Below are 14,945 nucleotides of genomic sequence, written 5' to 3'. Positions count from 1 at the left end.
TCAGTTAATTGTTTGTTGCTGTATCCTTCTTTAACTGTACGCTTTCGAACACCTAGCGTTCGTAAGCGTACAGGTTATGAGGGTGATTATTCATTCCGTAGTGTATCAATAGGATTTGATAAAGCAACTTTAATAGCCTGATAACTTACGGTGATTAACGTAATGAAAAGAGCAAAACCTCCCGTGACAGCAAAAATTGACCAGCTAATAGTAATACGGTAAACATAATTTTCTAACCATTTTTCCATAAAAAGATAAGCAAGCGGGGTGGCTATCATAAAACCGATAAAAGTAAGCCAGATATACTCGGTTGATAGTAACTTCCATAAGCCGAGCTCAGATGCGCCTAATACCTTTCGGATCCCAATTTCCTTTTCACGTTGTTCAGTTAAGAATGAAACGAGGGCGTACAATCCTAGGCAGGAAATCAAAATTGCAAGACCAGTAAATAAACTGGTTAAACTACGAATCATTTCCATCTGCTTAAATTGTTTCGCATATTCTTGATCTGTAAATGTGTATTCAAATACCAGATTCGGATCTATAGCAGAAAATTTCTCCCCGATATTTTTTAGTATTTGACTTTGATTTTCTCCATCTTTTAAGCGAAGTGTAATTTTGTTTTTAGGAAGGAAATCAAGAAAATAAACCGTTGGTGTGATTGATTTGAAAGGAGATTCCGAAATCGTATTCTGAATCACTCCAAGGATATTATACGCCTTGCCACGTTTAGTAATCTGTTTGCTATTGAGTGTGGTCAATCCCATAAATTTTGCAGCCGCCTCATTCACTACAACTCCAGAAGAGTCAGTCTTGAAATCTTTGGAAAAATTTCGACCTTTTAAGAAAGTCCATTGAACAGTATTGGCAAAATTTTCATCTACAGTAGAAATACCCATTATAGAGCCCTCTATTGGATCATTACCTTCCCAAATAAATCCCCCTCCCGAAAGTCCAAGACTATTAACAAAATTGGAGGACACAGTAGCATCTTGAATAAGACCTTCATTTTCTAGACTCCGCTTGAGGATCTCAAAATTTTTACTGATTTCCGAACTAGTGCTCTGTACATTCACCAAATTATGACTTTCATAACCGATGGGTCTATCTTTGACGTGATATAATTGCTGTATGACGAGATAAGTAGCGATCATCATAAAGATAGAAATAGAAAACTGTATGACCACCATGATTTTACGTGGTTGAAATCGACTTTTGTTGACCTGTAGTTTTCCTTTGAGAGCAAGAATAGGATTGAATGAAGACAGAAACAACGAAGGATAGATACCTGCTAGTACACCCAGAAGTAAAATACCTGTTAAGGATAAACAGTAAAATACAGCATTATTCCATGGAAGCTCGAGATGAGCTTGTGTAAGACTATTGATCCAGGGTAATAAGAGTAGTGTAAATATTAATGAAAATAGATAAGCAATGCCAACAGCGCATATCGATTCCATTAAAAAACTGGTAATAAGCTGTTTCCGACTGACACCAATAGATTTAAGAACACCAATTTCCTTACCTCTTTTAAGACTTCTCGCAGTACTGAGATTAATAAAGTTAATACAGGCTAGCGAAAGAATCAGGAGGCTTATTAAGGCAAACATCCAGACATACTGAATCTGGCCACCATTATTCTTACCATTTTTAAAAGACTCGTATAGATGCCATTTTGCCATGGGATGTAAGAGTATCTCAGGGTTGATATCAGTAAGTTTTGTTTTGAAAAATTTCGTCAACTTGGATTCTAGAGAAGGTATGAGGGCACTGTTGTAAACCTGGACATAAGTATCAAAATAACAATTATTCCATCTGTCTGCAATACCTTCATTTTTTTGTAAATATGACGTGAAAGGCAATATATAGTCTAGTCCATACCATGTGCTGTTTTCAGGCAAATTCGCATATACACCTTGTACCTGATAATGCTCGTTTCCGTTCAACTGTACAATTTTTCCGATAGCACTTTCAGAACCAAATAAACGGGAGGCTAGTGATTGGGAGATAATAAATGTATTGGCTTGAGTAGGAGTTGAGATTTCTCCCTGTATGGGTTCAAAACTAAAAATTTCGCTAAATTTCCCTAAAGTATAAAAACCATTGGCACTTAGTTTTTTATCACCAACCTTGAAACTGGTGTTTTCTAAAGCTGTTGCTAATGCTACTTGGGCAACTTCATTGTGATAATCAGATTCAATAAGTTTTGCTAATGGAATAGGTGTAGATGCATCTGTTGATACCTCGTTGTTAAAAGTACCCGTAACCATCACTTGGTATATACTTTCGTAATGCTTAAAGTTCTTATCAAAAGAGAATTGTTTCCATATCCAAAGTGTACTTAGCAACGCAACAGTAAATCCCAATGCTAGACCGGTTATATTGATAATTCCACTTAATGGATGACGTTTTATATTGCGTAGAAAAGTCTTAAAAAATAGTTTTATCATGATTTTGAATCAATTATTATATTTAGCAATTTCTTTTATATGAAAAGGTCCTAATTACTCGTCTCTTAAGCTATTTGCAGGATTGATAATTGCAGCCTTAATGGATTGAAAACTAACTGTAAGTGCCGTGATGAACAATGTGAGAATACCTGAAAATAAAAATATAGATATAGGTAAATTAGTTCTAAAGGCAAACCCCTGAAGCCAGTCATTTGCGAAATATAAAGCAAGAGGAATCGCAATAATATTCGCAATAATGACTAAGATGAAAAACTCCCGATTCAGCATTTGTATAATGTGGAAAACGGTCGCGCCAAGTACCTTTCTAATCCCAATTTCCTTTGTTTTTACTTGAGCGGTGTAAGTACATAAGCCTAATAGACCTAAACAAGATATTAAGATGGTTATGACAGCAAAGAAGTTAAATATGGTACCCTGTTTTTGTTCACTCGTGTATAGTTTTTGATAGCTTTCATCCAGGAAATTATAAGTGAAAGGCATATCATTATAGTATTGCTTCCAAATTTTTTCCATAGCGCCTATAGCATCAACAGTTTTATTTTCATTCGTTTTTATATAAAGCTGCCGAGAATTTTTTGGATTAAACTTAAAAACGATAGGTTCAATCTTCTGACGTACACTAGCGTAATTAAAATCTTTCACGACACCAATAATAGTTCCAGGTACAGTTCGGATTCTCAAACGGGTGCCAATAGGATTTTTTAACCCCATCTCTCTAACAGCTGTTTCATTTAGAATAAAATGGGTAGAGTCCGCTAATGAGCCCGTAAAGTTTCGTCCTTCTACTAGTTTTATCTTAAAGAAATCGAGCGTATGTTGATCTGAATGCGTGATATTAAACCATAGATTTGACTTTGCAGGTTTTCCTTCCCAATCGTTATCTCCAGTAGCATCACCGCCGTGTATCATATCACGCCCCAGTCGGATTACATCATTTATTCCTTCGCTTTTTATCAGTTCATTTCTGATGGCATCAAAATGTTCGCCTATTTTTGATCCCATAGGAACCGCGAAAATATGGGTTTTTTCGTAGCCAAGATTTTTGTCGCGGATAAACTCTAATTGACGACCAATGACAATTGTCATGGTTATCAAAACAATAGAAACCGTAAACTGCAATACAACCAATACTTTTCTGGAACTAGATTTTTTCATTCCCAGATTACCTTTTAGGACTTTGATAGGATCAAAAGTTGATAGCAGTAATGCTGGATAGATGCTCACTAAGAGAAGTGTTCCAATCAGTAAGATGAAAATGTAGACCCATAAATTAATACTGGCGAGATCCAATGCTATTTGTTTTCCAGAGAAGTTATTAAAAGAAGGGAGAAAAATAAAAACGACCGTTATCGCAATGGTTACTGCAAAAAGAAACAATAATGTAGTTTCTATGATAAACTGAAAGAAAAGTTCCCTTTTGCCAGCCCCAATAATTTTTCGAATTCCGACTTCTTTGGCCCGATTTAAAGAACGTGCAGTCGAAAGATTAATATAATTAATACTCGCTATTGCTATAATCATCAGGGCTACTCCCATAAAAATATGTACAGCGCCGATTCCTCCATCGCTACCATCCATGTGGTATAAGTGAACTTTAGATAGTGGTTGTGCTACGTAAGGTACAGGTGTATCTTCAGGTTTATTGCGTTCATGTATCTGTTGTAACTTTTTAGTTAAAGCAGTGAGGTTCGCTTGGGGAGTTAGCAGTAGATAACTTTCAAATGAAAAACTGGACCAATCCATATCCATGGATGACAAATATGTTTTGTTGTCATAAGTGGTTTTATTTTTTACGTACGCCTGCTCATTAAACCTAGAAAGGGGAAGAAGTACCTGCAATTGTAAACTTGAATTTTCGGGATAGTCTGCGATAACACCCGATACCACACAAAGTTCATCTAGACCTATGGTGACCGTTTTACCAATGGGATCTTCATTTCCAAAATAGCGTTGGGCAGTACTGGCTGTGATGACAATCGAATTGTTGTCTGGAAAAGGTAACTTTTGATTGCCTTGAACCAAAGGAAAATTAAATACAGAAAAATAGCTCGGATCTACAAAAGCAAAGCTTTTCTCGATAAATATTTTCTCTTTATATTTGATGGGACCATCTCCAATTTTGAGGATACGAACGGCATCTTTAACTTCCGGAATCTCTTTCTTTGCAAAAGTACCAACGGGAGCAATGATATTCTCAAATATTTTTTTAGTTATTCCAGTTCCACCTTCAATACCAATTTTATAGATACTCCGCTCATTTTTATGGAATCTGTCAAAAGATAGCTCATCTTGAATCCAAAGTAGGAGGAATATCCCTACGACTAATCCAGCCGACAATCCTAAAATATTAATGCCTGTATAGAATTTATTAGCGAAAATACTTCGCCATGCGATTTTTATATAATTCTTTATCATGATTGAGTTGATTGCCAGTAGTTAGATTTAATTGGTCACCATACTTTTTTCGTTAACATAGAAAGCCGTCGATTTCAAAAACCGACGACCTTCATTTTCACACTTAATACTTAACTTATAAAAACACGTATGTTAATTATTCATCTCGTAGGCTATTGATCACATTTACTTTTGCCGCACGAATGGCTTGATAACTAATGGTCAGCCCTGCAATTAATAGCGCTATACTAGCGCCGATTAAAAATATCCAAACATTCAATTCTGTTTTAAAGCTGAAATTAGCCAGCCATTCATTTGCAAAATACCAGGCAAGGGGACTTGCAATTAAAATAGCGATTATGAGTAAGCTCACAAACTCTTTTCCTAATAACTGAACAATTTGTGGTATGCTAGCACCTAAGACTTTGCGGATTCCGATTTCTTTTACTTTAGTTTGTGCCGCATTGGTAGCCAAAGCTAAGAGACCAAGAGAAGAAACGAAAATAGCAATCGAAGCAAAGATGTTGAAAAGCAATCCTGTACGTAAGTCCGATTTATACATCTTATCAATTTTACTGTCCAAAAATGTGTATTCGAATGGCCTTTCCGAAGGATAGCTATTGTAAATCGTTTTTACTTTCTCAATTGCTTTTTGAGCATTTGAAGCAGTCGTTTTAACATATAAGGTGCCTGAGAAGCGATGTGTCCAATATACCATAGGACCAATCGGTTTTTTAAGATTATTGAAGTTAAAATCCTTGATGACACCAACCACCGTTCCGGGGACTTCATGCAATGACATTTGCGCGCCAACATATGGTTTTTTCAGTCCCATTTGTTTGGCCATGGTTTCATTGATGATATAACTTGAAGAGTCTGCGGGAGTGCCTTTGATGTTACCTCCCTCTACGAATTTCATACCCATTAAAGGAATGAAATTTTTATCAATCGTAGCGCGTCCAACAATGAGTGTGTAATCTTTTGGACGATTTGGCCAATCGATATCCCCAGTAGAATTACCATAGCTCATAGGATCATAAACACCATTGATGGAGTATGCAGTGATAGCGGGATCTTCTGCCAATTTAGTTTCTACTGTAGATTTATTTTCTATAGAGCCTTCATTAAGTGAGACCGTAAAAATATACGAGGTATCATATCCTAAGTTATAATTACGGATGTATTTCATCTGTTTTTGAATAACTAGGGTGCAGATAATTAGAATGATGGATGTCGCATATTGAAATACAACCAGGCCTTTTCGGAAGATACTATTTGTGGGTTTGGATGATTTGCCTTTCAGTGCCGCAATTGGCTTAAAAGATGACAGTTGTATGGAAGGATATATACTGGACAATAAAACAGTGAGTAACAATGCAGATCCAATTAAAAGCCACAACGCTGGATTTTGCAGGTCAAATACCATTGATTTACCCGAAATACTGTTATATGCGGAGAATGATAGCATCACCCAGATACCTGCAGTAAAAGTTGCTAAGGTAAATGTTAGGAAGGTTTCGGCCATAAACTGAAAAAACAGTTGCTTGCGGCTAGCGCCTACAATTTTTCGGATGCTTACCTCCTTAGCACGGTCCATAGCCCGAGCTGTAGCAAGATTAACATAGTTTATAGCGCCAATAAAAAGTAGGAGTAAAGCTACTGCACCAAATATCTGCACCATACGCAAGGCCGATTTATTTCCATCAGGAGCGATTAAATGTTTATCAGCTAGTGATCCAAGTTTAAAAGTAGTTTTTGTATTTCCATTACGAGCCTTGATGAAGCTGTTATTAATTTGAGCAATTGCCTGATCAGGGTTTGATTCGGAACGTAATTTTATGTAGGTGTCAAAATAATAATTACCCAGATCCTCATCAATTGTTTTCCAGACACCATTTCCTCCATTTTCAGTAAATGATTTTGCAAGAAAGCTCATTGGAAAGATAATATCGTATTTTAAAGATGAATTTTGTGGCATATCTTGAAATATACCTGTCACTAGGAAAGGAGTTTTCCCCAATAGTAGTGTTTTTCCAATTGCATCCTGACCATTAAAAAGTTTTTTATTCAGCGTTTCGCTAATCGTCACTTCATCTAGAGAAGTCAGAATATTAGGCTTACTGGATTGAAGTAGTGGAAAAGAAAAGAATTTGAAAAATGTACTGTCAGCATAGGCTATAGCAAGTCCAGTGTAGACATCTTTTTGACCCTTTAAGCTAATGACTCCAGAATCTTCTCCTACTATCCTAACCGAAGATTCAATGGCAGGAACATCTTTTGCATAAAATCCGACCGGACCAGGTGTGCTATTGGAAATTTGTTCCTTATCGCCATCTTTCCAGATGTTATGGACATTATATACCTGTTTATAATCTTTATGGAAACGATCAAAACTGATTTCGTCCTGTACCCATAATAAGATCAAGATTGCTGTAGCAATACTGATCGAAAGTCCTAAAATATTGATTGCGGTGTAAAACTTGCTTTTTTTTAGATTACGCCAGGCAGTTTTAATATATTTAAAAATCATAAAGGTTTTGATTGATTATATTTTGTTCCTTTTCTAATTTTAAAGTCCAATCCCTAAGCCAATATTTTAATAGTCTTATATATAGGTGTTTAGATTGTTTTTTGTGCTCGCATAAGTGTACGTTTCCGAACAGTTGGCGTTCGCAAACGTACATGTATACTAAATTACTGATCTCTTAAACTATCAACAGGATTTGCCTTTGCAGCTTTTAAAGCTTGATACCCTACAGTTGCTAAAGCAATGAATAATGCGCTCACCCCCGCTATACCAAACATCCACCATTGCATATCAATGTGATAAGCAAAATTATTGAGCCACTTACCCATTGCCCAATAGGCTACCGGTATGGCAATACATATAGCAATAATGACAAGTTTGATGAAGTCAAGAGATAATAATTGTATGATTCCAAAAACACTAGATCCGAGGACCTTACGGATGCCAATTTCTTTGGTACGTTGCTGAGCGGTATAAGTCACAAGCCCCAAGAGCCCTAAACAGGCAATAAAAATTGCAAATCCTGAAAATGTGGTGAAAATTCTTTGGAAACGATAATCTGCTTCATATTGACGTTTAAAACTCTGATCCAAAAATGTATAATTAAAAGGAATCTGGGGAGCTAGACCTGTCCAGATCTTTTCGATGCGGGCAATAGTTTCCGGTTGATTCGCTTGTTGCAATTTAATCGTTATAAATTTGCTGCTCCACGGTGATAATCGCAAAGCAAGTGGTTCAACCTTATTATGTAAAGACATATAGTTAAAGTCTTTTACAACGCCGATAACCTGTCCCTCTTGTCCCCATTGCGTAAAACGCTTTCCAATAATATCCTGTGGATTATTATAGCCCCAAAGTTTAGCTGCAGCTTCATTGATTATCATGGAGTGTGCAGTGTCGGCAGGAAAATCCCGGGAATAAGCCCGTCCTGCGACCATTTCAATCCCCATGTTCGGGATAAAATCAATATCCACCTCAAAAAGTGCAGGACCCAACATCGTCATTTTTCCTTCTTTAGTCTCTATCTCTGTGCCCGCATTAGGGAAAAATGTACCCGGAACACTGCGCGATGATGATACCGCTATGACGTCCTTATCTCTCTTAAACGTATTTTTAATTGCTTCTAAATTCTTGTTGACCCCATCGTCAAAATTATAATCGATAACCAGCATCTGATCTTTCTGAAAACCAAGATTCGTATGTTGCAGGTGATATAATTGTGAAAAGACAATACAGGTTCCTGCAATAAGTACAATGGATAAACCAAACTGAAAGATTACTAATCCCTTTCGTAAAAATTGCCCTCCAGCAGCAGTTTTAAATGTTCCCTTTAAAACTTCGATAGGTTTAAAACGCGCTAAAATAAAAGCCGGATAACTAGCCGCAACAATACCGGTTATTGTCACGATACCTAGAAAGATACTGAATGTCGTCAAATTGAATAGACTGCTCCATGCAAAATGTTTCCCTGCAAAGGCCTCCATGGAAGGAAGAAGTACGATAACCAATAGCATCGCCAGCAGTGCAGCGATAAAAACTAAAGCTAATGATTCACACATAAATTGAAGAATCAAATTACGGTGGTTCGCGCCAATCGCTTTTCGCACACCTACTTCTTTCGCTCTCTCCATGGAACGAGATGTAGCCAAATTCATGAAATTTACACAGGCGATGAAAAGGATAAATAGACCTATGATAGCAAATATGTACAGATTCTGTACGCTCCCCGTTACACCAGGCTGTCTGCCTGCAGACGAATGCATATAGGCATCCAGTATAGGTTCGAGTTGGAAATTATACTTGCCCTCTGCAGAAGGAACATTCTTTTTGAGAAATTGTGGAATTTTCTTATTAAAATTAGAAAGGTTAAATTGATCGGATACCAGTATGTAAGTATAAAAATCGACATATCCCCAGCTTTCAAAACGATCTGTAAAAGCTTTTCTAAAGGTACTCATCGAGAGCAAAGCATCAAATGTAAAATGGGAGTTGGAAGGAACATCTTCAATAACCGCTGTGACTTTGTATAGGCCTGGATCAGCACGACCGGCGGCAAGACCGCCTTCTAATGTTTTGCCAATCGGATTTTCATTTCCAAAATATTTTTTGGCAGTACTTGCTGTTAAAACAACAGTATAAGGTGCAATCAAGGCTGTTGTTGGATTACCAGCCAGTACTTTCCAGCTAAAGACATCAAATGCAGTTGAGTCCATGAAAAAAACACGTTCTTCCTGAAATACTTTTTCTTTATTTTTTAAAGAAATGGATGTAACTCCTGAAAATTGGACCACATTCTTCACTTCTGGGAAATCAGCTTTTAAAGCTGGACCTATAGGGGCAACCCCCCATACATTTTTTCGGATTAATTTCTCGTTGTCTTCGAAAGAATTAATAACACGGTAAATGCGGTCTTTATTTACATGGTATTTATCATAGGATAATTCATCATGAATATATAAGACGATTAATAAACAGCAAGCTAAGCCTATGGCTAACCCAACGATGTTGATGGAAGAATAACCCTTGTTTTTCCAAAGATTTCTCCATGCGATTTTTATATAGTTCTTGATCATTGTTTATATTTTAGGTCTTTATTTCTTTTGAAGTATGTAAGCTTTAATTGTATTATTCATCTTTTAAACTATTGACAGGGTTAGCAACCGCCGCCCTTATTGCTTGTGAACTGACTGTAAATAACGCAATGACGACAGCTAAAAATCCTGTAATAGCAAACATCCACCATTGAATGTCGATGCGATAAGCGAAATCTTCCAACCACATGTGCATCATCCACCAGGCAATAGGGGAGGCAATAATGATGGCAATGACCACTAATCGAATAAATTCAAAGGATAACATACGCGCAATATCAGGCACAGAAGCACCGATTACTTTTCGGATTCCAATTTCTTTTTTACGTTGATGCGTGGTGAAAATCGCCAATCCCAATAATCCAAGGCAGGCAACAAAAATGGTCAGTGACGCAAAGATAGTCAGTAATTGTCCGGTCTTAAGTTCCGACTGATAGGTCTGATTATAACGATCATCAAGAAAAGAATAATCAAAGGGCAGATCCGAAGGATATGCATTGTAATACTGTTTTACTGTTGCCAGTAATTTTTCCATGTCTGTCGCCTTAGTTTTGATAATCAGATTTCCTGCCTGATCATTCAATACCATCACCAAAGGAGCAATAGTTTCATGCAGCGGTTTAAAATGAAAATCTTCAACAACACCGATCACCTGCAAGACTTTATTATCCTTATCGGTTAATGTTCGACCAATGATATTATCTTTCCAACCTAGATTTTTGGCAGCAGTTTCGTTGATCACAACCGATAGGCTATCGTTGCCATAGGTTGTTGAAAAATTGCGCCCTTCTTTCAACTTCATACCCATGGTAGGAATGTATTGCTCGTCAACATCATAACGGAGAGTTTTTACCCATTGGTTAGGGCTCTCTTTTGGATAGATAAAAAAATTGTTATTGTAGGTAGCTCCTGCAGGAAGATAAGACGAGTGTGAAACATGTAGTACGCGGCTATCCTGAGTTAGGCGTTCAGCGAAAGATTTTTCGTTAGCTCCTAGAGGCCAGCTTTGAATAATGACAACATTTTCCTTGTCATAACCAAGTTTGATATGACGCATGTAATCCAGCTGACGACTTACCACCACAGTGCTAAATATCAATCCGACTGAAACGATAAATTGAAATACCACAAGGCCACTTCTTAATCCCAGACCATTTCCAGAGGCATTGAACCTGTTTCTTAAGATCATTATAGGATTAAATGATGATAAGTATAGAGCAGGATAACTACTGGAGAATAAACCGATCAGTAAACCAAAACCAAGTAACAAAGGAATTGTTGTGATGAAGGAAAGCTGTCCGATCTCTAATGATTTTCCAGAAAAGTGGTTGAACAAAGGAAGCGCAAGTAAAACAATGCCTATAGCCAATAGTAAAGCAATATAAGTTGTAAGGATCCCTTCTGTAAAAAACTGTAGCAGCAATTTCTGTTTTCCAGCTCCTAATACTTTTCTTACGCCAACTTCTTTAAATCTTTTAGACCCACTGGCGGTCGATAGATTCATAAAATTGATCGTAGCAATCAGGAGCATAAAGATGCCGATGACTCCAAAAATATAAAGGTATCTGATATTGCCAGACGGACTCAGGTCATATACAAAGTCAGAGTGTAGATGGATATCAGTTAAAGGCTGTAGATATAGTCCGATCTTATTACCGGTTTTTTTGTAATCTTCATAACTCATTCCGAAACCTGCCATAAACTGAGGCCCCACATGCTTGTCAAATAAGGCCGCGAGTTTAGTCTCCACTTGTTTAACTGTTACATCTTTTTTTAATAGCGCATAGGTATAATATTCCGAAGTCATCCAGGAAGTAGATCGTGCATCTTCAAGCGCATCGATGGAAGTGAAAATATCAAAATTAAAATGAGAGTTTTTGGGTATATTTTTCATTACACCCGTTATTTTAAGAATTGTCCCATTTCCCTTTATTGGTAGTTCTTTCCCGATCACATCATTGGTATTGAAGTATTTACGTGCCATCGTTTCAGATATAATAGCAGTGTTCGGCTCCGCTAATGCGGTTAAAGGATCTCCTTTCAATAAAGGTAATGTGAATATCTTGAAGAAGGATGCATCAACATATGCTAAATTGGCATCGTGAAAAACCTGGTTGCCTATTTGAAATAGCGGAACTCCTCCCATGCGTAAGCGAGCCGTTTCTTCGACATCCGATAATTCAGCCTTCATCGTTGAAGCAACAGGTGGCATGATATGAGCTTCCTTGATATCGCCACCCTTTACTTTTCCTTTAAAAACTACGCGAACGATGCGGTCAGCCTGTTTATTAAAACGATCATAGCTAAGTTCATCAGTGATATACAGACTGATGAGTAAGCAGGTCGCAATGCCTAAAGCTAATCCACATACATTGATTAATGAAATAGAAATATTTCGCTTTAAGTTTCTTATTGCAATTTTAATGTAGCTCTTGATCATGGCTGTAATTATTTAAGATGTTAACATTAATGTCTAAATTTTAGCTTTATTCATCGCGCAAACTCTCAACGGGATTTGCGTTTGCGGCTTTGATGGAATGATAGCTCATGGTAATAAATGCAATAAGCAAAGTAATCACTGCAGGAATTGTAAACATCCACCAGCTAAGCGTAATTTTGTAAGCAAAATCTTTCAGCCAATGATTCATCGCCCACCAGGCAATTGGTGATGCTATCAGAATCGAAATGAAAATTAATTTGATGTATTCTTTGGATAGTAATGCGATGATTCCAGAAATTTTGCTACCCAATACCTTACGGATTCCAATCTCTTTTGTCCGTTGGGCTGTAGTAATTGTCACAAGACCAATCAGTCCTAAGCAACTTAATAAAATGGTTATTGAGGTAGACAAATTGATTATTTTTGAAAACTTCGTATCGTTTTCATATTGATTTTTTATTTGCTGATCATAAAATTCGTATTTAAATGGAGCATTTGGATAGTATTTTTTCCATTCCTTTTCGATCTGTTGCAAGGCAACTGTCCATTTTTCCTGATGATCCGGCAATTGAATACTCATATTCTTTAATTGTCCTTTTTTGTTTGAAGGTCTAAGCTCTAAAGGACCAATTTTACTATGCATATTTTTACTGTGAAAGTTATCAATCACGGTAACGATTTGTCGATCCTGATCATCTATTTTTACAAAATTACCAATAGCCTCTGATGCAGATTTAAATCCTAGTTTCTCAATAGCCACTAGATTTAGAGCAATACCTGAAGCTGTGTCCGATAGTTTAATCGCTCGACCAGCCAGTATATTGATATTGTATAATTTAAAATAGTCATCATCTATAAACTTAAATTGATGATCTACCCGTACTTCTCCGGTATCACTTTTTACAACGATCGAATTACCCCAATGATCACCGCTCATCGGGAGATGCCCCAAAGAAACGTTTTTGATGACAGAAAGTCCTTCCAAAGCATGCTTATAGGTGAAGGGATCCGTATCAGCATTTTGAAAGCTTTTATATGGAAGCTGTAGCGTAATAATTGCTTCTTTGTTAAAGCCAAGTTTACTATTTAAAGAATGTTTAAGTTGCATTCCGATGATAAACGTGGAGACAACAAATATTTGAGCAATCACAAATTGAAATACGATAAGTGTTTTTCGTAAAGACAGGCCGCCCATTTTAACTTTACTGCCTCCTGTAATTTTGATAACTTCGGAGATTTTAACTCGATTAATGAGCATGGCCGGATACCAACTAGATAGTAGTGTGATTAAAATTGTCGTCCCGGCTATAAATGATAGAACCGTTAAGTTGTCAGCAAAGCTGTACATCTGCTGCGGAATGTAAGAACTTAAACTGGATTGGATAATTTTAACTAGTGGCCATGATAATAAGAGTGCCAATATTGTGATGATAAATGTTTCAAGAAAGAAGATGACGGTTATTCTCTTTTGACTCTCTCCCAACGTTTTTCTGATACCTATTTCCTTTGCTCTATGTGGAACTTGGGCTGTCGTTAAATTGATATAGTTTATGCAAGCAAGTATCAGTAGAAAAATTCCGATGCCAATAATGCCATACATTGTTTTTTTGTCGCTACTTTTTTGTGCAAATGATGTGAAATGTAATTCAGATAGCGGAATTAAGTTTGATGACATACTGAAGCCGTATTTTTTAAATTCTTCATTGGTCATCTCATGGAATTTAGCATTAACCGATTTTAAAATAGGAGCAATAACGTTCGACGATTTAACCTTAATAAACATCTGCCAGTTGGAATTAGAATTTGTCCAAGTGGTACTTGTCCAATCCTTTGCCGGAATCTGCATAAATTCTTTACCGATAAAACTACTTGGGTAAGCTAGATCTTCCACGATTCCAGCAACTGTAAATAACGTACTGTCGTAGGATAAGGTTTTGCCAATAATATCTGCAAACGTGTTTTTCGGGAAATATAATTTTGCTCTTGATGCCGTCAAAACCACTTCATTAGGGTTCTTAAATACGATATCTTTATTTCCCTGCAACCAGCGATAATCGGTGAGTTTGAAATAATCTGGTGTAGTTCCAATAATTTCCTTTGGGTCTTCAAAAACTAATGCTTTACTATTCGGTAAACTGACCCTTTCAAAATATTCACTGAATACAGGAACAGATAATGCTGCATCAGAAAAATTATCTTTTACAAAGGCGGGTAGTGGTGCAGGAATACCGTCGAAGTGATCTGTTTTGTTGTTTTCAAGATAGCTTGTGTGGACTTTATAAATCAATTCCTTATCAGGATGTTTCTGGTCAAAACTAAATTCATAATTGACAATACGGAATATCACCCAGCAGGCACTGATACCGATGGATAACCCTACAATATTAAGTAAGGTGAAGAGGCGGTTGCGCCATAATTGTCTAAATATTAATTTAAAATTGTTCATTATCGTAAGGTTTATAATACATGCACTATATTCAAAGTGGTTGATCAGTTATATTCTTAACTATTGAAAAGGTTTG

Annotated in this window: 6 protein-coding genes; all 6 read right to left on the bottom strand. The window is 36.8% G+C overall.

Translation table 11 applies throughout. The features are described from left to right. Positions 1-86: 86 nt before the first annotated feature. Positions 87-2,450: an ABC transporter permease gene (locus EDF66_RS15730; RefSeq protein ID WP_132843692.1), complete on the bottom strand. Its 2,364-nt coding sequence runs from the start codon at positions 2,448-2,450 to the stop codon at positions 87-89. Between the two features lie 54 nt (positions 2,451-2,504). Continuing rightward, entirely contained in the window at positions 2,505-4,886 is a 2,382-nt protein-coding gene (locus tag EDF66_RS15725; protein WP_132843690.1) for an ABC transporter permease, read from the bottom strand. A gap of 136 nt (positions 4,887-5,022) precedes the next feature. After that, the gene (locus EDF66_RS15720) at positions 5,023-7,395 is read right to left on the bottom strand and encodes an ABC transporter permease (RefSeq protein ID WP_132843689.1); all 2,373 of its coding nucleotides are present in this window, start codon (positions 7,393-7,395) and stop codon (positions 5,023-5,025) included. A 164-nt stretch (positions 7,396-7,559) separates the two neighbouring features. Next, complete coding sequence (locus EDF66_RS15715; protein ID WP_132843687.1) at positions 7,560-9,965, bottom strand: ABC transporter permease; 2,406 nt, start codon at positions 9,963-9,965, stop codon at positions 7,560-7,562. Between the two features lie 52 nt (positions 9,966-10,017). Then, the gene (locus EDF66_RS15710) at positions 10,018-12,423 is read right to left on the bottom strand and encodes an ABC transporter permease (RefSeq protein ID WP_132843686.1); all 2,406 of its coding nucleotides are present in this window, start codon (positions 12,421-12,423) and stop codon (positions 10,018-10,020) included. A gap of 46 nt (positions 12,424-12,469) precedes the next feature. After that, entirely contained in the window at positions 12,470-14,869 is a 2,400-nt protein-coding gene (locus tag EDF66_RS15705; protein WP_132843684.1) for an ABC transporter permease, read from the bottom strand. Positions 14,870-14,945 lie beyond the last annotated feature (76 nt).

It is taken from the genome of Sphingobacterium sp. JUb20 (assembly GCF_004342035.1).
Taxonomy (GTDB): domain Bacteria; phylum Bacteroidota; class Bacteroidia; order Sphingobacteriales; family Sphingobacteriaceae; genus Sphingobacterium; species Sphingobacterium anhuiense.
Note: the sequence above shows the minus strand (reverse complement) of the source record. Positions and strands in the feature narration are given on the sequence as shown.

Bases quoted from the DNA above. Each gene is read 5' to 3' on its own strand.
- EDF66_RS15730 (WP_132843692.1), bottom strand. From the start codon at position 2,450: ATGATAAAACTATTTTTTAAGACTTTTCTACGCAATATAAAACGTCAT.
- EDF66_RS15725 (WP_132843690.1), bottom strand. From the start codon at position 4,886: ATGATAAAGAATTATATAAAAATCGCATGGCGAAGTATTTTCGCTAAT.
- EDF66_RS15720 (WP_132843689.1), bottom strand. From the start codon at position 7,395: ATGATTTTTAAATATATTAAAACTGCCTGGCGTAATCTAAAAAAAAGC.
- EDF66_RS15715 (WP_132843687.1), bottom strand. From the start codon at position 9,965: ATGATCAAGAACTATATAAAAATCGCATGGAGAAATCTTTGGAAAAAC.
- EDF66_RS15710 (WP_132843686.1), bottom strand. From the start codon at position 12,423: ATGATCAAGAGCTACATTAAAATTGCAATAAGAAACTTAAAGCGAAAT.
- EDF66_RS15705 (WP_132843684.1), bottom strand. From the start codon at position 14,869: ATGAACAATTTTAAATTAATATTTAGACAATTATGGCGCAACCGCCTC.